This window comes from Micromonospora sonchi (assembly GCF_014646235.1).
GTDB lineage: Bacteria > Actinomycetota > Actinomycetes > Mycobacteriales > Micromonosporaceae > Micromonospora > Micromonospora sonchi.
Window position 1 is genome coordinate 1 of sequence record NZ_BMNB01000036.1, and the last position, 20244, is coordinate 20244.

At 68.7% G+C, this 20244-nt stretch carries 19 protein-coding genes and 1 pseudogene; 10 read left to right on the forward strand and 10 right to left on the reverse strand.

Annotated features, from left to right (window positions below):
* The first annotated feature begins 186 nt into the window (after window positions 1-186).
* Window positions 187-1284: a restriction endonuclease subunit S gene (locus IEY61_RS26755; RefSeq protein ID WP_189049217.1), complete on the forward strand. Its 1098-nt coding sequence runs from the start codon at window positions 187-189 to the stop codon at window positions 1282-1284.
* Window positions 1285-1393: 109 nt separating this feature from the next.
* Here IEY61_RS26755 and IEY61_RS26760 read toward each other — a convergent pair whose 3' ends face one another.
* Together IEY61_RS26760 and IEY61_RS26765 are read right to left on the reverse strand one after the other, a co-directional pair.
* Window positions 1394-1585, reverse strand: coding sequence for a DUF397 domain-containing protein (locus IEY61_RS26760; protein WP_189049220.1), 192 nt, complete (start codon window positions 1583-1585; stop codon window positions 1394-1396).
* A complete protein-coding gene (locus IEY61_RS26765; RefSeq protein ID WP_189049222.1) occupies window positions 1576-2343 on the reverse strand; it encodes a DUF5753 domain-containing protein in 768 nt (255 codons plus the stop codon). Before IEY61_RS26765 ends, IEY61_RS26760 begins: the two co-directional genes overlap by 10 nt.
* A 271-nt stretch (window positions 2344-2614) precedes the next feature.
* Between IEY61_RS26765 and IEY61_RS26770 the strand changes: the two genes are divergently transcribed.
* Window positions 2615-2782, forward strand: a complete 168-nt coding sequence (locus IEY61_RS26770; protein ID WP_189049321.1) for a hypothetical protein — start codon at window positions 2615-2617, stop codon at window positions 2780-2782.
* 74 nt (window positions 2783-2856) lie between these two features.
* The gene (locus IEY61_RS26775) at window positions 2857-3969 is read left to right on the forward strand and encodes a helix-turn-helix domain-containing protein (protein ID WP_189049303.1); all 1113 of its coding nucleotides are present in this window, start codon (window positions 2857-2859) and stop codon (window positions 3967-3969) included.
* Between the two features lie 45 nt (window positions 3970-4014).
* Here IEY61_RS26775 and IEY61_RS26780 read toward each other — a convergent pair whose 3' ends face one another.
* The 5 genes from IEY61_RS26780 to IEY61_RS26795 all read right to left on the reverse strand — a co-directional run bounded on the left by IEY61_RS26780 (window position 4015) and on the right by IEY61_RS26795 (window position 6459).
* Entirely contained in the window at window positions 4015-4443 is a 429-nt protein-coding gene (locus IEY61_RS26780; protein WP_229706466.1) for a hypothetical protein, read from the reverse strand.
* Window positions 4440-5093: a hypothetical protein gene (locus IEY61_RS26785; RefSeq protein WP_189049226.1), complete on the reverse strand. Its 654-nt coding sequence runs from the start codon at window positions 5091-5093 to the stop codon at window positions 4440-4442. Before IEY61_RS26785 ends, IEY61_RS26780 begins: the two co-directional genes overlap by 4 nt.
* Window positions 5090-5350 carry a hypothetical protein gene (locus IEY61_RS26790; protein WP_189049228.1) on the reverse strand — a complete coding sequence of 87 codons (261 nt, stop codon included), beginning with the start codon at window positions 5348-5350 and terminating at the stop codon, window positions 5090-5092. Before IEY61_RS26790 ends, IEY61_RS26785 begins: the two co-directional genes overlap by 4 nt.
* Window positions 5351-5353: 3 nt before the next feature.
* A complete protein-coding gene (locus IEY61_RS31885; protein WP_268240693.1) occupies window positions 5354-5488 on the reverse strand; it encodes a hypothetical protein in 135 nt (44 codons plus the stop codon).
* Between the two features lie 140 nt (window positions 5489-5628).
* A complete protein-coding gene (locus IEY61_RS26795; RefSeq protein ID WP_189049230.1) occupies window positions 5629-6459 on the reverse strand; it encodes an alpha/beta fold hydrolase in 831 nt (276 codons plus the stop codon).
* Between the two features lie 305 nt (window positions 6460-6764).
* Here IEY61_RS26795 and IEY61_RS26800 point away from each other — a divergent pair, with 305 nt between their 5' ends.
* The 5 genes and pseudogenes from IEY61_RS26800 (at window position 6765) to IEY61_RS26820 (ending at window position 13591) form a co-directional block, all read left to right on the forward strand.
* Window positions 6765-10199: a DEAD/DEAH box helicase family protein gene (locus tag IEY61_RS26800; protein ID WP_189049232.1), complete on the forward strand. Its 3435-nt coding sequence runs from the start codon at window positions 6765-6767 to the stop codon at window positions 10197-10199.
* Window positions 10200-10220: 21 nt separating this feature from the next.
* On the forward strand, window positions 10221-11624 hold the full coding sequence (locus tag IEY61_RS26805; RefSeq protein ID WP_189049234.1) for an AAA family ATPase: 1404 nt from the start codon (window positions 10221-10223) through the stop codon (window positions 11622-11624).
* Window positions 11621-12274, forward strand: a complete 654-nt coding sequence (locus tag IEY61_RS26810; RefSeq protein ID WP_189049236.1) for a DUF4276 family protein — start codon at window positions 11621-11623, stop codon at window positions 12272-12274. The genes IEY61_RS26805 and IEY61_RS26810 overlap by 4 nt, the downstream gene beginning before the upstream one ends.
* A 116-nt stretch (window positions 12275-12390) precedes the next feature.
* Window positions 12391-12639, forward strand: a pseudogene (locus tag IEY61_RS26815) (aldo/keto reductase); the annotation flags it as partial.
* Between the two features lie 46 nt (window positions 12640-12685).
* Complete coding sequence (locus tag IEY61_RS26820) at window positions 12686-13591, forward strand: TIGR01777 family oxidoreductase (RefSeq protein ID WP_189049238.1); 906 nt, start codon at window positions 12686-12688, stop codon at window positions 13589-13591.
* A gap of 72 nt (window positions 13592-13663) precedes the next feature.
* On the opposite strand, the gene IEY61_RS26825 is transcribed toward IEY61_RS26820, so the two are convergent.
* On the reverse strand, window positions 13664-14830 hold the full coding sequence (locus IEY61_RS26825; RefSeq protein ID WP_189049305.1) for an extracellular catalytic domain type 1 short-chain-length polyhydroxyalkanoate depolymerase: 1167 nt from the start codon (window positions 14828-14830) through the stop codon (window positions 13664-13666).
* 290 nt (window positions 14831-15120) lie between these two features.
* Between IEY61_RS26825 and IEY61_RS26830 the strand changes: the two genes are divergently transcribed.
* A complete protein-coding gene (locus IEY61_RS26830) occupies window positions 15121-16905 on the forward strand; it encodes a DUF6311 domain-containing protein (RefSeq protein ID WP_229706467.1) in 1785 nt (594 codons plus the stop codon).
* 86 nt (window positions 16906-16991) lie between these two features.
* The gene (gene lipB, locus IEY61_RS26835) at window positions 16992-17630 is read left to right on the forward strand and encodes a lipoyl(octanoyl) transferase LipB (RefSeq protein WP_189049243.1); all 639 of its coding nucleotides are present in this window, start codon (window positions 16992-16994) and stop codon (window positions 17628-17630) included.
* On the opposite strand, the gene IEY61_RS26840 is transcribed toward lipB, so the two are convergent.
* Window positions 17572-18648, reverse strand: coding sequence for an FUSC family protein (locus IEY61_RS26840; RefSeq protein WP_189049246.1), 1077 nt, complete (start codon window positions 18646-18648; stop codon window positions 17572-17574). The genes lipB and IEY61_RS26840 overlap by 59 nt on opposite strands.
* 219 nt (window positions 18649-18867) lie before the next feature.
* Window positions 18868-20154 (reverse strand): aspartate--tRNA(Asn) ligase, encoded by a 1287-nt coding sequence (gene aspS / locus IEY61_RS26845; RefSeq protein WP_189049307.1) that lies wholly within the window; start codon window positions 20152-20154, stop codon window positions 18868-18870.
* Window positions 20155-20244: the final 90 nt, after the last annotated feature.

Genomic DNA, 20244 nt, shown 5'->3' on the forward strand with positions numbered 1-20244 from the left:
TTGACCATGCTCGCAGCTCTTCACTAGTGACCATCCGAACTCGACACTCAGATGATCACCGAAGGGCTGCGAGACCTCATCTCCGGGTCGGATCGACCACCGCACCCCGCTCAACTTCGAAGAGCCGGCATTACGTTCAAGCCCGACGACGTTGTGCCGCCCGGAACCCCTGGTTCTGTTCTCTGCATGAGAACCAAGAACGTTCAGTCGGAGTTGGACCTGTCGGATGTGTGGGCCGTCGACTCGTCCCTTGTAAGGCGCCAGAATCAGTTCCTACAGGAAGGCGACATCCTGGTATCCAGCGCCAACAGCTGGAACCTCGTCGGCAAGTGCTGCTGGATACCCCAACTCTCTGAAAAGTCGAGTTTCGGCGGCTTCGTTTCCGTCATCCGGGCGCAGACCAGCAGAGTGAACCCCCGTTACCTTTACCGCTGGTTCTCGTCGCCCCGAGTGCAGACAACAGTCCGAAGCTTCGGACGGCAAACCACCAACATCTCCAACTTGAACGTTGAGCGTTGCCTCAAACTTCCTCTTCCTCTTCCGTCGTTGCAGGAACAGCGGAGGATCGCGGAGGTACTGGATCGGGCGGACGAACTCCGCACCAAGCGCCGCGGAGCCCTCGCACGCCTCGACAACCTCACCCAATCCGTCTTCCTCGACATGTTCGGTGAGCCGTTCACCAACGAGCGGCAGTGGTTCGCGTCTTCTGTGGGCGATGCCGGCAAGGTTCAGCTTGGTCGTCAGCGGGCCCCGCAATACCAGACCGGGAAGTTCACGTCTCCCTATCTTCGAGTAGCTAACGTCCACGAGGACAGGATCGATCTATCCGACGTCCTCGAGATGGATTTCAATGAGGAAGACTTTGATAGATACCAACTTCACGAAGGCGATATCCTCTTGAATGAGGGTCAAAGCACAGAGCTCGTCGGACGCCCTGCCATGTGGCGAGGCGAAGGCGCGGGTTACTGCTACCAGAACACTCTTGTGCGCTTCCAGTCGAAACGTTCGATTGTCAACCCGACTTACGCCTTGGCCGTATTCCTCCGATATTTCCGGACCGGGCAACTCGCGAAGATCAGCAGCAAGACGTCGAACGTTGCTCACCTCGGTGCTGGCCGGTTCGCGAAGATGCCGTTCCCGATCCCGCCAATCAATCTACAAGAGAAGTTCGCCGAACAAGCCGAGGAGATTCGCAACCTGAAGTCCCGCCAACAGGCAAGTGATGCTGAGCTAGGCACCCTATTCGCGTCGTTGCAGGACCGCGCTTTCCGCGGTGCGCTGTGATTAGGTAGCTCGTTTTAAGGTCCCAGCACTGCAGTCGACGCATTCCCACACGTAGAAGCGCTCGGCCCCTATGCCAGGGGGAGCGCTTCTACGTATGCCTACCAATCGGTCAGCCGTGCTTGGCTACGCGGGCGACGAACCCCCGCCAGGCGGCCGGCGTGAAGGCCAGCGCCGGGCCGGTCGGGTCCTTCGAGTCACGGACGCCGACGACGCCCGGAAGGTTGTCGGCTACCTCCACGCAGTCGCCCTGGTTGTTACCGCTCTTCGTGCTCTTGCGCCACCGTGCACCGGTCAGGTCCATGATGCTGCCGCTTCCCTAAGCAGGTCCAGAGAACTCCCACGGGGCAGGGCCTCGCCCCGGATTCGCTCCCACCGTCGATCAAGGGTAGCAAGGTCGGCCGGCTGTTCGATGATCTGCGCAGCGGCCTGACTGTCCACGTACGCCACGCGCGTCCCGTCGCGCATCTCCGCGATGGTGAACGGCCCACCGAGGCCCGGATACATGCCGACCTCTGACGGGACGACATGGACCTGTACCGAGGAAAGCTGGGCGCACTCAACCAGGTAAGCCAGTTGCTCCGCCATCAGAGCGCGGTTGCCGTACGCGTTTCGCCGGAGAACTCCTTCATCGAGGACAGCGATGTACAGCGGACCGCCGTGCCTGCGGAGGATCGCCTGACGTGCGATGCGCCCTGCCGCCATCTCGTCCACCTCATCCGGCGAAAGCCCTTCGCCTTCCACAGTGGCCCGGGCGTACGACTCGGTCTGTAGGAGGCCCGGCACCCACGCGAGTTGGTACGCCCGCAGCGCGACCGCCTCGCGTTCGATCTCGACCCATGGCCGGAACCACACGGGCTGGCGTCGCTTAAGAACGTCCGGCCAAAGGTCCCCTACGTCCTGGCCGAGGATGCTTGCGACCCTTGATCGATGGCGCGGGTGCGGCACGCGTCCAGGACTCATCCATCGCGCGGCGGTCTTCGGATCTACACCGACTTGAGCAGCGAGACTTTCAGCCGTCTCGCCAGCCTCGGCCATGGCTTGAATAAGTCCGTGATTCACCCAGGCTCCTCGATAGACGTTTCTGACGTCTATCAATTCTAGGGCAACGCCGTGTAGGCGTCCCGTCACTGGCGTGAGGGTTGTGTGTAGACGGCGTGATCCGGTGGAGGTCCGCAACCCGCCGGTCGTGCTGTCGGGGCCGCCCCTGGGCGAGCAACCGGGGCGGCGCTCTCCAGACTGCGAAGGAGGTCCCGCCCGTGCGTCTTCGGTTCTGGCGTCGCAAGCCTGTCCCGGCCCCGGGGCAGCGGTTTCGAGCGAACGGGGGCCGCTGGTGAGCGCCGACTCGCTGTCCGCCGTGGCTGTCGAGACGGTGATGATGCTGGTCGGTGCCGTACTGCTAGGGTTTCTGGCCGGGCTGTTTGCGTTCAAGGTGAAGTCGCGGTGGTGTCCGCGCTGCGGCGCGTCCACCGATGCCGTACCTCCGGAGGGCCGGCGGTGACCGCCCCCGACCGGCAGGAGCGTCGTGAGCTGCCGATCGGGCGGCGGGTCGCGCAACTGCGGGTCCGGCGGGGGATGAGTCAGCAGGTCTTCGCCGACCGGATCGGCAAGTCGAAGAGCTGGGTCGACAAGGTCGAACGCGGCGTACGCAACCTCGACCGGCTCTCCGTGATCAACACGGTCGCCGGGGTCCTCGGGGTTGCCCCCGATCTCCTGGTCGGTCGCCGGGCCCGGCAGGCGACCGTCACCGAGATCGCCGCCGCCGTGGAGCGGGTACGCGAGGCCCTGGTCCGCTACGACATTCCCGCCATCTGCGTCGCGGACCTTGGCCGGCAGGTCGCCTACGCGTACACCGCCTATCAGCACGCCCAGCATCCCCAGGTGCTGCGGATGCTGCCCGACCTGCTCGCCGCAGCCCGCCACACCGAAGCGGCCGACGGACCAACACCCACCGCAGACCTGCTGGTACGGGTGTACCAGCTCGCCGCTCAGATCATGGTCAAGCTCGGCGAACCCGACCTGGCGTGGCTCGCCGCCGACCGCGCCATGACCATCGCTGGCGGCGACCCGCAACGCACCGCCACCGCCGTTTTACCTCTCGCGCAGGCCCTACGCGCCCAGCGGCGTGGCCGCCTGGCGTTGGCCGTCACCACGACCGCGCTGCGTCACCTCGACCCGGCACCTTCCCCCGACGCCCCACCGGACCACGCCGCTCTCGCCGGAACCCTGATGGTCGAAGCCGCCCTCGCCGCCGCCAGCTACGGCGACGCGATCACCGCCGGCAACCACACCCACCAGGCCGCCCGACTCGCCAAGGGTCACCACGACAGCGACGGGTTCGGTCCGACCACAGTGGATCTTGCCCGTGCCCTGGCCGCCACCAACCTCGGCGACCACGCTCTCGCCATCGCCATCCACCTGACTGCCACCCGCAGCGACGATTGGCACCGACTCCCCGCCGAACACCGCGCCGCCCACCTCATCGACATGAGCCGCGCGTACCTGGCGATTGGCGACCACCATGCCGCCGCATGTGCCCTGGTCATCGCCGACCAGATCGCCCCCGCTGAGACCCGAATCCGACCAGTCGCCCGCGCTGCGCTGACCGCCGTCCTCCGCGCCGGCCCCACCCCCGCCGACCTCACCCGCCTCGCCACCACGATCGGCCTGACCTCGGGCAGTACGTAGCGTCTACACCCTTGAGCCTGGTGGTCTTCCTGCCTAGCAGCCCGCCTACATGTACTCTGCTGCGACTTCCTCCGCTTCCGCCACGAACTCGTCGAGTTCGGCCGGTGTCAGCTTCTTCTCTTGTAGTAGCTGTCCAAGGACGAAGACCTCGGCAGCGAGCATGGTCTCGGCGGGGATGTTGTCGACCAACTCCGGCTCGCCGAGGGCGGCGCGGATGAGACCTTCCATTTCCAGTCCCGGCAGGCTGTCTCCGTCTGCGTACCTGGCACGGGTGCTGGAGACCCAAGCGGCAACATCGGTGGGAGTGGTGCCGGGGGCGAAGTGCCGGTTGACCGCTAGGGTGAACGCCGCTCCGATGACCTGGAGGCCGCCGACCCAGCCGCTACGACCGAGTTCCGCGACGAGAGTCTCGGCAGTATCCCAGTCAGCTCGGGCCAAAGCCCGGACCAGATCGCTGAGTGCTTGAACCTTCACCTCTTCAACCTCGCTATCGTCTTGCCGATCGCGTTCGCGAACCATCGCGCCCCCATACCTGCCAGCAGGCCGACCACCACAAGGTTTCCTGCCGCCTCCGCGCTGTCAATCTTCGGCCGTGGTGTCGTGCCCGGGATCGTTTGAGTGCCGGTTCCCGATGAGTGTGTCCCGGCAGGCCCCTTGGGATCACGGAAAAGTTTGATCAGCTTTTGGGTGGCCTCGGTCGCGTTGGTTGCGTGGTCTTGAAGTTCGTCAGCCTTCCGTGCGGACCTGTTGAGCACTCCTCGCATCCGTTCTCGGGCGAGGGCGCGTCGGTCGCTGTCGGCCATGAGTTCTTCGCCGGACGGTGGCCCGGATGCGGCGGCTGGTTGCGGCACCGACCCCGGGACGATGACGTTCAGGTACGCGCCGACCTGCCGGGCCGCGTCGCTGCACAACCGGGCGAGCCGGTGGGCCTTGTCGGCGCCGGTACGGCTATGAGTCACCGCCGCGCGTAGCGACGGATGATCGGAGCCCCTGCCCACCGTCGTGTACCGCGCGTTCGCCTCGGCGACATCCGTCGCGGCGCGGGATGCCCGTACCGCGAGTGCATCCAGATCCTCCACGGCGGACCTGAGTTGGGCGACGACCTGGGCGAGCAGGCCGCTCATCCCAGCACTTTCCGGTACGCGCTGCCGCTGTCCTGAGCGGCAGCGATGGTCCGCAGGGTCAGCTTCACCTCGCGTATCGCGTCGGCGATGGCCTTGCGGGCCTGTTCCGCCTCGGTCCGCTGGCTGTCGTGCAGGGTGGCGAGCACGAGCCCGGAGACCTCGTCCAGGGCCGTACCGATTCCTTCGATCGTGGTCTTGCCCTGGTCGAGTAGTTGGTGCGCTTCGTCGAGGGCCGCCTTGACCTCGCTGATGCTCACGGGTCAGCCAAGGATGCTGATGTATTGCCGGGCCGCCTGGGTGCTGCCCTGGAGGACCGTCGCGGCTTCGATCAGCCGCTGCTTGCTCTGCTCGGCCGCCTGGGCAAGTTCGGCCTTGACTTGCTCGATGCTGGCCATGCCGTCCTTCCGGTCCGCTGGCGTGGGGCGCTAACGCCCTTCACGTTCGGTAGCGGCGCAGACACTACCCAACATGAATAGCCTTCCGCAGCCCCGCTCCCAAGGCGAGGGGGTGGCACCTTCAGCGATTCGATCACGAATCACCGGACCAGCAGGGCCTGCGCGGTGAGCCAACGGTACAGCGTCATGGCCAGTTCTACGGGCTGGTCGAGCTGGACCAGGTGGCCTGCCCCATCGATCAGCTTGAGTTGGGCGCCCGGGATGAGTTCGGTCAGGCGGTGGGCACGGTCGACCGGGATCCAGGTGTCGTCCGTGCCCCACACCACTAGGACCGGCAGGTCCAGACGGGGGTAGCGGTCCTGGATCTCGTCGGTGTAGCTCTGGTCCGCCTGGGCGATCTGCCGGTAGAAGGCGGCCTGCCCGGTCGCATCGAGCCACGGAGACACGAGTACCTGCATCTGGTCGGGTGTGAGACCCCGGTGGCTGGCTCCGGCGATGTAGGCCCGGAGCGCTCCTTCGTGGACGGCGGGCGGCATCGCGCTGAAAGCCTCGGCGTTGTCGCGTACCAGCCGGAAGAAATCCGACCCCCAGGGAGCCAGCGCCACCACGTCGACCAGCGCCAACGACGCGAACGAAGAGCCGTGCAGGAGACGAGCCCGCAACGCGACGGCACCGCCGTAGTCGTGCGCCACGACATGCGGGGACGGCAACTCCCAGTGCGAGACGAGGTCGGCCAGCAACTCACCCTGGACATCCAGCGACACCCGGTGCTCTGGCAGCTTCGAGGAGAGCCCGTAACCGGGCATGTCCCAGAGGTAGACCGTGAACTGGTCGCTCAGGGCCTCGGCGTAGGGGCCCCACAACTGGGAGGACCACGGCGTGCCGTGACAGAACACGACGGCGGGCCCAGCACCCGTCCGACCCCATCGGACCGTACGTCCGCGCCACTCGAACTCTTCCGTCAGATCCATCCGGCCAAGGTTGCCAGACGGTCATCGGTGATATCCCTCCATCCCCTATCCCCCACCCGCCAACCGGAGAACGCCTGTAGCTGCCAGGACAACTGGACCTCCGACTTACGGCCCTGAATTCCCCCCATCCGACCGGAGCCGCCCAGCACACCGCGCGATTCGAACGAACACCTCCCCGTTGATCATGAGGTTAGCGGCGTTCTTGATCTCCAAAACTGCCGCTAACCTCATGATCAACGGGGAGGCGGGCGGGGGTGGTGTGAGAACATCGGGGCTGCTGTCGATCGTGGGGGTTGACGCTGGGGATGAGCAACTTTCAGTTCTTGCGGGGTGAGTGGCCCGAGTTGTTCCGGGAGGCGGCCAAGGCCGAGCGCAATACGGTGATTGATCCGCGTACCGCATGTTTTTATGCCCGGCGGACGTTGGAGCACACCCTCACCTGGTTGTTCGAGGTCGACAGCACGCTCGGGCGGCCGTACAAGAAGGACCTGGCGGGGATGATTCACGAGCCCTCGCTGCGGCACCTGGTCGGGCCGGCGCTCAACGCCAAGATGGACATCATCCGCAGGCAGGGCAACTGGGCGGTACACAAGACCGCCCCGGTGAAGTCGACCGACTCGCTGCCGGTCGTACGGGAGCTGTTCCACGTCCTGTACTGGGTGGCCCGCCACTACACCCGCGACCAGGCGCAGGTGCCGCCGAGCGTGCTCACCTTCGACGAGACGCTCATCCCCCGCCCGACCCACGGCAGCCCGCAGCAGGCCAGCCAGGCCGAGATCAAGGCCCTTGCCGAGAAGCTCGCCGCGCAGGACGCCGCGCTCGCCGCCGAACGGGAGAAGAACGCCAGCCTGGACGCGGAGCTGGCGAAGCTACGCGCCCAGATCGCCGCCGCGAAGGCCGCCAACGAGTCCCGGCCCGACGACCACGACTACGACGAGGCGCAGACCCGGGACCTCTTCATCGACGTACTCCTCAAGGAAGCCGGCTGGCCGCTCGACCAGCGCCGCGACCGGGAGTTCCCGGTCACCGGCATGCCCGGCGGCAGCGGCACCGGCGCGGTGGACTACGTGCTCTGGGGCGACGACGGCAAGCCGCTCGCCGTGGTCGAGGCCAAGCGCGCCCGCCGGGCCGCCACCGCCGGCCAGCACCAGGCCAAGCTCTACGCCGACTGCCTGGAGCAGGCGTACGGGCAGCGCCCGGTCATCTTCTACAGCAACGGTTACGAGCACTGGCTCTGGGACGACACCGCCTACCCGCCCCGCCCGGTCCAGGGCTTCTACACGAAGGCCGAGCTGCAGCTGCTGGTGCAGCGACGGGAGAGCCGCCGGCCGTTGTCCGAGTTGGAGATCAACACGCGCATCGTCGAGCGGCACTACCAGAAGCGGGCGATCCGGGCCGTCGGCGAGGCGTTCGAGCTGCACCACCAGCGTCAGGCGCTGCTGGTCATGGCCACCGGGGCGGGCAAGACGCGGACGGTCATCGCCCTGGTCGACCAGCTCATGCGGGCCAACCGGGTCAAGCGGGTGCTCTTCCTCGCCGACCGCAACGCCCTGGTCAGGCAGGCGGTCAACGCCTTCAAGGCGCACCTGCCCGAGGTCGCCACGGTCAACCTGGTCACCGAGAAGAACACCGAGGGCCGGGTGTATGTCAGCACGTACCCGACCATGATGGGCCTGATCAACGAGACCGCGAGTGGCGTGCGGCGCTTCGGCCCCGGCCACTTCGACCTGGTCATCATCGACGAGGCGCACCGGTCGGTCTACCAGAAGTACCGGGCGATTTTCTCCTGGTTCGACGCGCTGCTGCTCGGCCTCACCGCCACCCCGCGCAACGAGATCGACCGCAACACCTACAGCCTGTTCAACCTCGAAGACGGCGTCCCCACCGACCACTACGACCTGGACGAGGCCGTCGAGGAGAAGTACCTGGTGCCGCCGCGGGCGGTGGTGGTGCCGCTGAAGTTCCAGTGGGACGGCATCCGCTACGACGACCTCAGCGAGGAGGAGAAGGAACGCTGGGACGCCCTCGACTGGGGCGAGGACGGCCCGCCGGACGGCGTCGACCCGGACGCGGTCAACAAGTGGCTGTTCAACGCCGACACGGTCGACAAGGTGCTGGAAACCCTGATGACCCACGGGCACAAGGTCGCCGGCGGTGACCGGCTCGGCAAGACAATCATCTTCGCCAAGAACAACGACCACGCGCACTTCATCCAGAAACGGTTCGACGCAAACTATCCCCATCTGGCGGGCCACTTCGCGCAGGTCATCACGCACCAGGTCGACCGCGCGCAGAGCCTCATCGACAACTTCTCGGTCAAGGAGAAGGCCCCGCACATCGCCATCTCGGTGGACATGCTCGACACCGGCATCGACGTACCCGAGGTCGTCAACCTGGTCTTCTTCAAGGTCGTACGGTCGAAGTCGAAGTTCTGGCAGATGATCGGCCGGGGCACCCGGCTCTGCCCGGACCTGTTCGGCCCCGGCCGGGACAAGAAGGACTTCTTTGTCTTCGACTGCTGCGCCAACTTCGCGTACTTCAACCAGGAGGTGCCGGTCAGCGAAGGCTCGCTCGGCGAGTCGCTCACCCAGCGGCTGTTCAAGGCGCGACTCGAACTGCTCTACCGGCTCGACCAGCGACTCCCCTCCGGCAGTTCGCCCGCCGCGGCCGGCGGCGAGCCGGCCTCCGACGGCACCGGCAGTGAGGCCGGTCTGCGCTGGGATCTCGCCCACCACCTGCACGAGCGGGTCAGCGGCATGGACCTGGACAACTTCGTCGTACGCGCCAAGCGGCGGGCGGTGGCGTACTACGCCGACTTCGCCAACTGGCACCGGCTCACGCCGGAAGCGGTCGAGGAGATCGGGCGGGACCTGGCCGGGTTGCCGACGGCGGTCACGGACGACGACGAGACCGCCAAGCGCTTCGACCTGATGCTGTTGCGCCTGCAACTCGGCCAGCTCGACGTGGAGCCGGCGTATGAGCGGCTCCACCGGCAGGTGCAGGAGATCGCCTCCGCCCTGCTGGAGCAGACCAGCATCCCGGCCGTACGCGAGCAGCAGGAACTGCTGGACGAGGTGGCCGGCGACGAGTGGTGGCAGGACGTCACCCTGCTCATGCTGGAGCTGGTGCGCCGCCGGGTCCGGTCGCTGGTCCGACTGATCGAGCGGAACAGGCGCACCATCGTCTACACCGATTTCACCGACCAGCTCGGCGAACTGACCGAGATCGCCATTCCGCAGGCGCGGGTCGGGACCGACCACGAACGGTTCCGGATCAAGGCGCGCGCCTACCTGCGCCAGCACGAGGATCACGTGGCGTTGCAGAAGCTGCGCCGCAACCGGCAGCTCTCCCCCACCGACCTGGCCGAGCTGGAACGGATGCTCGCCGACAGCGGCGCGGGCGCCGCCGAGGACATCGACCGCGCCCGGCGCTCGGCGGACGGACTCGGGCTGTTCATCCGGTCACTGGTCGGCCTTGACCGGGAGGCCGCCACCGAGGCGTTCGACGAGTTCCTCGTCGGGCGGACCCTGACCAGGAACCAGATCCACTTCGTCCACCTGATCATCGGCCACCTGACGCAGAACGGGACGATGGAGATCGGCCGGCTCTACGAATCCCCGTTCACCGAGATCGCCCCACACGGCCCGGAGTCGCTCTTCGCCGCCGACGACGTGGACCGTATCGACGAGATCCTCAAGTCTGTACGCGCCACCGCCGCGCCCGTCAGTGAAGTGGCGTAGCTGCGTGACTAGGCTCGGACCATGCTGACGCGGCTCCAGGTGCAAGGGTTCAAGAACCTGCTCGACGTGGATGTCGAGTTCGGCCCCTTCACCTGTATCGCTGGTGCCAACGGCATGGGAAAGTCGAACATCTTCGACGCCATCGAGTTCCTCTCCTACCTGGCGACCGGCTCGTTGGCCGACGCCGCCCAGCGGGTGCGGGGTACCGCTCGCGGGCGGGGCGGCGACCCGCGTGACCTGTTCTGGGACGGCTACCGCGAGCACGAGCACCGGTTCACCATCGCGGCCGAGATGATCGTGCCCACCGAGGTGGAGGACGAACTCGGCGAGCTGGCCCGCCCGGAGGCCACCTACCTCCGGTACGAAGTGGTCCTGGGCTATGAGCCGTCGCGCGGTGATCACGGTCTCGGTCGACTGCATCTGCTCCGCGAAGATCTGCGCCAGATCCCGAACGCACGGTCTCGACTGGCCTTTCCCGCGAGCCAAGCGTTTCTCGACGCGATGGTGATCGACGATGGCCGGAGCCGCGTTTTCCTCTCCACAGACACCGGCGACAGCGAACAATTGATCAACGAGCACACCCAGTGGAACCGTGTCGAGCGGTCGCGACCAGCCAGTCGGGTGACACGAACAGTGTTGAGCACAAAGATCACGGCGGACAACCCGACCATCTTGGCCGCAAGAAACGAAATGAAAAGCTGGCGTCGGCTGGCTCTGGAACCGTCGGCGTTGCGCACGCCGGACGGCACCACCGGCTCCGATTTACTGTCTGCCAACGGGCGGCATCTTCCTGCGACACTCCACCGAGTTGCGCATGCTCCGGAATGGTCGGCTGAGCCGGACCAGGTCTACGCGAGGGTGGCCGGCAGACTCTCCGATCTGTCAGGTCTCGCGGTCGAGGACCTGGAGGTCGAGTTCGACGAGGCTCGGGAGCTCTTCACGCTCTTCCTCACCGAACGGGGAGGCTTGCGACTTCCGGCGCGTGCATTGTCCGAGGGGACCTTGCGCTTCCTCGCGCTCTGCGTACTCCTTGAGGACACGGAGTTCACCGGTCTGATCTGCATGGAAGAGCCGGAGAACGGGATCCATCCGGCGAACCTGGCGGCCATGGTGCAACTGGTCCGCGACCTCGCCGTCGACCCGACCGACGTGCCCAGCGGCGACAACCCCTTCCGGCAGGTCATCATCAACACCCACTCGCCCGGCGTGGTGCAACTCTGCGACCCCGACGATCTGCTGCTAGCCGACGTGCGCCTGACGGCGGCTCCGGATGGCACAGCGGCGCGTGCCCTGTCCCTGCTGCCCTTCCGTCGAACCTGGCGGGCAAGGCGGGGAGGCCCGACCTTCTCGATGGCCGACATTGTCGCCTACCTCTCCGAGCCACCGCAGGCACACCTACGTCTTCCCTCGGACCTGACTGCATGATCATCCGGACCTACTCTGGCCTGTTCGTACCTGAGGGCACGTCGGACGAACCACTGGCTGCACATATCGAACGCCTGTTCTTCGACAAGGGCTGCCCACTCGCCCTGAGCAAACCAGACTTCGCGCGGCTGCCGAAGGTCGGCAAGGATGTAGCCTCACGGGTGAGGGCGGGGCTCAAACTCGTTGATGGCCCGGTCGACGTGATCGTCGTACACCGCGACGCGGACAACGCCGGCCAGGATGCCCGCCGACAGGAAATTGAATCAGCGGTGCGGTCGTTGAGAACCGCGGCCGATCTCGTCCCGGTCATTCCGATACGTATGACCGAGGCATGGCTGTTGCTGGACGAAGCCGCGATTCGTCATGTGGCGGGCAAGCCAGGAGGACGCGCGAGGTTGAAGCTACCGAAAGCGCATGAAGTGGAGTCGCGTGCCAATCCCAAAGGCATTCTCCGTGACTGCTTGCTGGCGGCGTCCGAGGCATCCGGCCGACGGCGCGCTGCGATGGACCGGCGCTTCGACGAGAACCGCAAGCAACTGCTGGAACGGCTCGACCTGAACGGGCCCGTCCTGCGGTTGGAGAGTTGGTGCAGCCTGATCGCCGACATCGAGGGTGTCGTCAAGCGGTGGAGGTCCGGCGTGGCTCGGTGATGCCGTCGGGTGGGCTTGACTTCGAGTGGGCTCTAAGCGGAACGCTGTCCGGCATGACGATCACACGGGTTCTGGGACGCAGCGGAATCGAGGTCAGCGCGATCGGCCTGGGATGCTGGGCCAAGCGGGTCGACCGGGTCCGCGCAGCGCTCACCGCCGACGGCCGTACCCTCGCCCAGGGCTCGCTCGGCTGGTTGCTGGCCCGCAGCCCGCGTACCGTGCCGATTCCCGGCTTCCGGACGGTGGCCCAGGTCGAGGAGAACCTCGCCACCCTCGCCCTCGGTCCGCTGCCGGACGACGCGTACCTCGAAGTGGAACGCCTCCTGGCGGATCTGCGTCCGGTCGACGCCGGCGCGGAGGCGTAACCGGGTCGGCGCCGCCTGGCTGCCGCGCGTACCCGAAGATGAGAGCATGCGGATCCTCATGGCCGGCGCGTCCGGCTTCCTCGGCACCCGACTGGTCGACCAGCTCGTCGCCGACGGGCACCAGGTGACCCGGCTGGTGCGCCGGCCGCCGCGCACGCCCGACGAGCGGCAGTGGCAGCCGTCGGCGGCGCAGCTCGACCCGGCGGTGGTGGCCGAGGCGGACGCGGTGGTCAACCTGGCCGGCGCCGGGGTGGGTGACCGGCGCTGGAACGACCGGTACCGGCAGGTGATCCGGTCCAGCCGGGTGGACACCACCACCACGCTGGCCATCACCATCGCCGGGTTGCCGACGGCCGACCGGCCCGAGGTGCTGCTGAACGCCTCGGCGATCGGCTGGTACGGCAACACCGGCGACCGGGTGGTCGAGGAGGACGCGCCGGCCGGCGAGGGCTTCCTCGCCGACGTGGCCCGGGTGTGGGAGGCGGCGACGCGGCCGGCCGAGGACGCCGGGGTACGGGTGGTGCGGCTGCGCACCGGGCTGCCGCTGCACCGCGACGGTGGGCTGCTCAAGCCGATGCTCTTGCCGTTCCGGCTGGGCATCGCCGGCCGGCTCGGCAGCGGGCGGCAGTGGATCCCGTGGATCTCGATGGTCGACTGGCTGAACGCCACCACGTTCCTGCTGGCCCGCGCGGACCTGGCCGGGCCGGTGAACGTGGTCGGTCCAGCGCCGGTCACCAACGCCGAGTTCACCCGCGAACTGGCCCGGCAGCTGCACCGTCCCGCCGTCATCCCGATCCCCGCGCTGGCGCTCAAGGTGGCCCTCGGCGGCTTCGCCCAGGAGGCCCTGACCAGCACCCGTGTCCTTCCCGGCGTGCTGACCCGCGCCGCCTTCACCTTCCGCCACCCCGACCTGCCCACCGCCCTCACCGCCGCCCTCCACCCTGATCGATGACCTGCGGTGTCGATCAAGAAGTTTGCGTCTGTCCGGGCCTCGGATCCAGACGCAAACTTCTTGATCAACTGGTCAGCAGCCGATGACCCAGTGGTTGGGGGCGGTCTGGCGCAGGGTGGTGGTGTAGAAGGTGTTGTAAAGGCCCATTCGCTGGTTGGAGCCGTTGGCGTAGGCGTAGCCGCCGGAGTGGTAGGCACGGCCGGCGGTGACGTGGGCGTAGTTGCTGGCGGTGACGCAGGTGGGGGCACCCGTGGGGCTGGGGGACGCGGTGGGGCTGGGGGTCGGGGTCGGCGTCGGGCCGCCGCCGTTCAAACCGAAGAAGAGCGCGTCACGGTACGCCGAGCAGATGGTGTCCAGGAAGTACGCGGCGGCGGTGCCGCACTGGTCCGCGCCGGCGCCCGGGTCGACCGGAGTGCCGTGCCCCATACCGGAGACCCGGTAGACGCGGACCACGTCGTTGCCGTACACCTCCAGGGTGGTGCTCGCCGGCAGCTGCGCGGTGCTGGTCGGGGTCTGCGCCACGCCGAGCACGTTGGTCCACTGGTCGCGAGACTCGGTGGCGTTCGCCGCCGCCACGGTGTAGTCGGAGGTGCCGTGCCAGACGGCCACCTTCGGCCGCGGGCCGGAGTAGCCGGGGTGGGCGTTGCGCACCAGGTCGCCCCACTGCGCCGGGGTCTTGTCGACACCGGGGCTCATGCAGGAGAAGGCGTTGATCATCCCGGTGGCGCACCGGTAGGGAACGCCGGCGATGATCGAGCCCGCCGCGAAGACGTCCGGATAGGTGGCGAGCATGGCCGCGCTCATCGCCCCGCCGGCCGACAGTCCGCTGACGTACACCCGGTTGGCGGCCGTGCCGTAGCTGGACCGGGCGTGGTCGACCATCTGCTTGATGGAGAGTGCCTCGCCCTGCCCCCGACTGGTGTCGCCGGTCTCGAACCAGTTGAAGCAGGAGCTGGAGTTGTTGGCCGACCGCTGCTCGGGCACGATCAGCGTGAACTTCCACTGGTCGGCGTACTTCTGCCAGCCCGAGTTGGCGAAGTAGCCGGTCGCGTTCTGGGCGCAGCCGTGCAGCAGCACGACCGCAGGAGCGCCCGACGGGAGGTTGTCCGGCCGGTAGGCGTACATGGCGAGGTTGCCGGGGTTGGAGCCGAAGCTGGCGACCTGGGTCAGGGACGCGGCCTGGGCGGGAGCGGCGACCGCCACCAGCGCGGCGGCGGCCAGGACCAGGCCGGCCAACATGCCAGCGAGTCGGCCGGTCAGGGTACGAGGACGTCGGCGCACGGGACCTCCTGGGAGTGTGAACTGGGTCACCGATGATTGCCGTGACGTTACGCAGCCATGTCATCCCGGTGACATGTCGACGGCTCACACATTCATCGACGTCCAGATGTGCCCCACCGTCGCGGCGTCGTGTCCCTCCCGGTGTCGTGTTAAGAGGGGGCCCTTTACCTACACCAGGCGTTAATAGGGGGCCCCTCCTTACACCGGGTCTGACCGGCGTGTCCGGGTGCGGTTGGTATCGTCCGCTAGTGCCCACCTCGCCGCCGCGCCGCGACCGTCGCGCCGATCTGATCGTGGCGTTGGTCGCGCTGGCCCTCGCCGTCTGGGTGACCAGCGGGCTGTGGCGGGATCCGAACGGCCGCGCGATCACGGTCAACTCCAGCGACCAGGCGCTCTTCGAATGGCTGCTGGCCTTCGGCGGCCACACGGTGAGCCACGCGCAGAACCCGTTCTTCACGTACCTGATCAACGTTCCGGACGGGGTCAACCTCGCGGTCAACACCTCGATCACCGTGTACGCGGTGGTCTTCGCCCCGCTGACGTACCTGATCGGACCGCCCGCCACCTTCCTGGTGATCCTCACCCTGAACCTGGCCGCGACCGCCGTCGCCTGGTACTGGCTGCTCTCCCGGCACCTGGTCCGCAGCCGGTTCGCCGCCGCGCTCGGCGGCCTGTTCATCGGCTTCTCCCCCGGCATGGTCTCGCACGCCAACGCCCACCTGAACTGGACCGCCGGCTGGCTGGTGCCGCTGCTGATCTGGCGGCTCTTCGCGCTGCGCCGGCCGGGTCACTGGCTACGTGACGGGGTGCTGCTCGGTCTGCTCGTCGCGGTCGCCTTCTCGATCGCCGCCGAGGGCCTGTTCTTCACCGCACTGGCGCTCGGCGTCTTCGTCGCCGTCTGGGCGCTGCACCCGGCCAACCGCGCCGAGGCCAGAGCCGTGCTGCCGTCGTTCCTGCGCGGGCTCGTGGTGACCGCGGTGGTCGCCGGGGCACTCCTGGCGTATCCGCTCTGGCTGCACTTCGCCGGACCGCAGCGGTTCCACGGCACCGGATTCGACGCCGTGATCCATTCCGAGGACATCGCCGCGTACGCCGCGTACCCCCGCCGCTCGCTGGCCGGCGAGGCCGGCTTCGGCACCTCGCTGGCGCCGAACCCCACCGAGGAGAACTCCTTCTTCGGGCTGCCGCTGCTGGTGCTCGCCGTCGGCTGTTTCGTCCTGCTGTGGCGGGGTGGCGACCGGCGCCGCCGGCCCACCCTGTGGGCGTTGGGCATCCTCGGGGTGCTCTTCGCCGCGCTCTCCTTCGGGCCGGTGGCCAAGGTCGACGGCCGGCGGATCGACCTGCCGATGCCGTTCGATCTGTTCGGGCACCTGCCGGTGGTGAACGCCGCGCTGCCCGCCCGGCTCGCGCTGGTGGTGACTCCGGTGATCGGCCTGCTGCTGGCGTACGCCGTGGACCAGTTCCGCCGGCGACCACCGCGCCGGGCGGCGGTGGTGGCCTGGACGGTCGGTTTCGCCGTGGCGCTGGTGCCGCTGTTCCCGACGCCGCTGCTGACCATTGAACGCGAGCCCATCCCGCGCTTCATCACCTCCGGCGTATGGCGGCAGTACGTCTCCCCGGGCGGCACGCTGACCCCGGCACCGCTGGCCCTGGACGTCTACCCCGACGGGCAGCGCTGGCAGGCGTACGCGCTGGCGAACCGGCAGGGTGAGTTCGCCATCCCGTCCGGCTTCTTCCTCGGCCCCGGCGGCCCCGAGGGGCGGGGCCGGATCGGGCCGGTGCCGCGTCCGTTCGGCGCGCTGCTGGACCAGGCCGCCCGCACCGGCCTGCCGCCGATCGTCACCGAGGGCACCCGCGAGGAGGTCCGGGCCGACCTGGCGCACTGGCGGATCGAGACGGTGGTGCTCGCCGACGAGGTGCACGGCGCCAAGTGGCCGGTCGACGAGGAGGCCGTCCGGCGCACGTTGACCATGCTGCTCGGCGAGCCGGAGCGGGTCGAGGACGTCTGGCTCTGGCGGGTCCGACAGCCGTGACCCGGCCGGCTCCCGGAGGGGCCGCCCGCTGGTGAGCCGGCTCACGGGCGGGGGTGACCGGCGGGTACGGGTCTAGGCTGGTTCGCGTGAGCGCGACCACCTCCGGCCTGACGGCCGTGCACGCCGGCGTCCTCGACTACAGCGCCGCCTGGGACGAACAGCGCCGCCTGCACGAGGCGGTGGTCTCCGGCGAGCGTGGCGACACCGTGCTGCTGCTGGAGCACCCGAGTGTCTACACCGCCGGCAAGCGCACCGAGCCGTGGGACCGACCGGTCGACGGCACCCCGGTGATCGACGTCGACCGCGGCGGCAAGATCACCTGGCACGGCCCGGGGCAGCTGGTCGGGTACCCGATCCTGCGCCTGCCCGACCCGATCGACGTGGTCGCGTACGTCCGACGGGTCGAGCAGCTGCTGATCGACGTGTGCGCCGAGTTCGGCCTGACCGCGGGCCGGATCGAGGGACGCAGCGGGGTCTGGGTCCCGGCCGACGACCGGGGGCCGGCCCGCAAGGTCGCCGCCATCGGCATCCGGGTCGCCCGCGAGGTCACCCTGCACGGCTTCTCCATCAACTGCGACTGCGACCTGGCGTACTTCGACCGGATCGTGCCCTGCGGCATCCGCGACGCCGGAGTCACCTCGCTCACCGCCGAGCTGGGCCGCCCGGTCACCGTCGCCGACGTACTCCCCGTCGTCGAGCGTCGGCTGCCCATGCTGCTGGCCTGACCGGTCCGTCCCGTGCGGGTCGACGACTTCGGAGCCAGGGCTGGAGGAGGACGATCGCTCCGCCGATGAGGGCGCCGATCACCGTCTCGGCCCCACGGTCGAAGAGCAGCGACCCGGTCGGGCGGGCCGCGACGAGCTGGCCCATCAGCAGGGCCATCGGCGTGATGAACAACAGCGCCAGCCCGTAGTTGCGTCCGACCAGCAGCTCGGTGACGATCTGCAGCCCCGCCACCACCAGCACGGTGGCGGCTGGTGACAGCCCCGGCGCAAGCAGTGCAGCGCTGGTCAGCAACCCGAGCAGGGTGCCGACGATCCGGTGCCCGGCCCGTACCAGCTGGGCGGTGACGCCCGGGGCACTGAGCGGCGCGACCGCCGCCACCATGGCCCAGTACGGGTGCCCGATCCCGATGGCGGTCGCCGTTGCGCCGGACAGCAGGACGGCGACGGCGTAGCGCGCCGGCTCCCAGGTCCAGACGTGCCGGAGCCGGGCCGGGCGGCTCTTCCGCCGCCGGAAGAAGCTGCCGAGGTTGCCGACCAGCAGCGCGAAGAGGCTGCTGAGCCCGGCCACGGCCACCGCTGCCGGCACGTCGGAGACCGCGTGCGGGACCGAGGCCACGGCACCGAAGCCGAAGACGAGGAAGATCGGCCCCGGCGGGTGCCAGTCCTGCGCGGCGGCGAGCACCGCGCCCAACGCCGCGATGCCCGCCCCGACCGGCACCGCGGCCCAGGCCCGCGATTCCAGGGATCCGACCAGCACCCCGAGGACCACCGACACCGTGAGCGCCGCCCCGGCACTCGCCTGCATCGCCGCCCGGGACAGATGCACGTGGTTGCGCCCGTAGAGCGCGGTGAACGCGCCGAAGGCGGCGTACAGCGACCAGTCGGGACGGTCGACCGCCAACACCGCGAGCAGCGGAACGAGGACGCTGACTCCGGCCCGCAACGCGACCCGGTAGGCGCCCTGCTCCTGGCGGATGTGCAGCAGGCCCCGCAGCGTCGCCCGGAGCTGCTCGCCCATCGCCCTCCTTCATGCCCGGCGCTCCGAGGAATGCTCCGGGTGCATTTCGGGTCGTGCCCGAGGCCCTTGACCAATCCTTCATATCGCGCGGACCGGCACCGGGGTGGTGAACCCCCGCAGCGAGGGCGACCTGGACGCGGCGGTGCTGGCGCGTCGCCGGCCCGCTGGGCCGCGCGGCGGACACGACGATGCCGGCGTACCGGCGAAGATCCGCAGGGTCTAGGGGGTCAGGCGGTGCAAATCGCGGGGGAAGGCGGTGACCTCGCGGACGTTGGCAGCGCCGACCAGCCGGGCCACGAAACGTTCCAGGCCGATGGCGAATCCGCCATGCGGCGGCAGGCCGTGCCGGAAGGCGTCGACATATCCGGCGTACGGCTCGACCGGCTCGCCGCGGGCGGCCAGGGCGGCCAGGTAGTCGGCGTGCCGGTGCAGCCGCTGCCCGCCGGTGACCAGCTCCAGTCCCCGGAACAGCAGGTCGAATCCGTTCGAGTGGCCCGGTCGGGCCGGGTCGGGGTGGGTGTAGAAGGGGCGCTTCGCCATCGGGTACCCGGTGACGAAGACGAAGTCCGACCCATGTTCGCGCCGGGCCCACTCCCCCAGCGCGCGTTCGTGCGCCGGCGCCAGATCCGGCTCGTCGGCGGGCGCCCCGGCGATCCGCAGCGCCTCGGTGAAGTGCACGGCCGGAATCCGCGCCGGCACGGCCGGCAGCTCCACACCGAGGCTGGCCAGCGCGCCACCGGCCCGGTCGCCGACCGCGTCGAGCATCCCGGCGATGGTGTCCCGCAGCACCGCCATCACGTCCCGGTGGTCGGTGACGAAGCCCAGTTCGGCGTCGAGCGAGGTGTACTGCGCCAGGTGCCGTACGGTGTCGTGCGGCTCGGCCCGGAACACCGGCCCGACCTCGTAGACCCGCTCGAAGACGCCAACCATCAACTGCTTGTAAAACTGCGGCGACTGGGCCAGGTACGCCGGCCGGCCGAACCAGTCCAGCGCGAACACGTTCGCTCCGCTCTCGGTGGACGAGGCGACCACCTTCGGTGTGTGGATCTCCACGAACCGTCGGGCGTCGAGCGCGGACCGGAACCCGGCCACCGCCGCCGCCGAGATCCGCAGCGCCGCGGAGCGGGTCGGGTGCCGCAGCGCGACGGGTGCGTTGTCGAGCTGGGTGGGGAGGCTGGCGGTGAGCGCCGGCCGGTACAGGTCGAACGGGGGCGGTACGGCGGGCGGGCCGAGCGGACGTACCGTCGGGTCGGTCAGCTCGACCCCGGCGGGCGCGGTGGCGTTGGCGACCACCGTGCCCACCACCTCGACGACGGTCTCCTCGGACAGCGCCTCGACGGTGGCGCGTACCGCCGGGTCGGTGACCACGACCTGGGCGAGGCCGGCGGCGTCCCGCACGATCAGGAAGGCCACCGACTTGAGCAGCCGGCGGCGGTGCACCCAGCCGGCGATGCGGACGGTGTCACCGATGTGCGGGGTGAGTTGGTCGGACAGGATGCGTTGCACAGTGGGCTGCTCCTCGGTCGATCGCAACGCCTTCGCCACCCTCGGGTTCTACTGGGCACGCAGTGTTAAGAAGGGGCCCCTGCTCTACCG

Excerpts from the sequence above, each read along its gene's own strand:
- IEY61_RS26755 (WP_189049217.1), top strand. The coding sequence starts at position 187 with ATGAGAACCAAGAACGTTCAGTCGGAGTTGGACCTGTCGGATGTGTGG.
- IEY61_RS26760 (WP_189049220.1), bottom strand. The coding sequence starts at position 1,585 with ATGGACCTGACCGGTGCACGGTGGCGCAAGAGCACGAAGAGCGGTAAC.
- IEY61_RS26775 (WP_189049303.1), top strand. The coding sequence starts at position 2,857 with ATGAGTCAGCAGGTCTTCGCCGACCGGATCGGCAAGTCGAAGAGCTGG.
- IEY61_RS26785 (WP_189049226.1), bottom strand. The coding sequence starts at position 5,093 with ATGAGCGGCCTGCTCGCCCAGGTCGTCGCCCAACTCAGGTCCGCCGTG.
- IEY61_RS31885 (WP_268240693.1), bottom strand. The coding sequence starts at position 5,488 with ATGGCCAGCATCGAGCAAGTCAAGGCCGAACTTGCCCAGGCGGCCGAG.
- IEY61_RS26795 (WP_189049230.1), bottom strand. The coding sequence starts at position 6,459 with ATGGATCTGACGGAAGAGTTCGAGTGGCGCGGACGTACGGTCCGATGG.
- IEY61_RS26800 (WP_189049232.1), top strand. The coding sequence starts at position 6,765 with ATGAGCAACTTTCAGTTCTTGCGGGGTGAGTGGCCCGAGTTGTTCCGG.
- IEY61_RS26805 (WP_189049234.1), top strand. The coding sequence starts at position 10,221 with ATGCTGACGCGGCTCCAGGTGCAAGGGTTCAAGAACCTGCTCGACGTG.
- IEY61_RS26810 (WP_189049236.1), top strand. The coding sequence starts at position 11,621 with ATGATCATCCGGACCTACTCTGGCCTGTTCGTACCTGAGGGCACGTCG.
- IEY61_RS26820 (WP_189049238.1), top strand. The coding sequence starts at position 12,686 with ATGCGGATCCTCATGGCCGGCGCGTCCGGCTTCCTCGGCACCCGACTG.
- IEY61_RS26825 (WP_189049305.1), bottom strand. The coding sequence starts at position 14,830 with ATGTTGGCCGGCCTGGTCCTGGCCGCCGCCGCGCTGGTGGCGGTCGCC.
- IEY61_RS26840 (WP_189049246.1), bottom strand. The coding sequence starts at position 18,648 with ATGGGCGAGCAGCTCCGGGCGACGCTGCGGGGCCTGCTGCACATCCGC.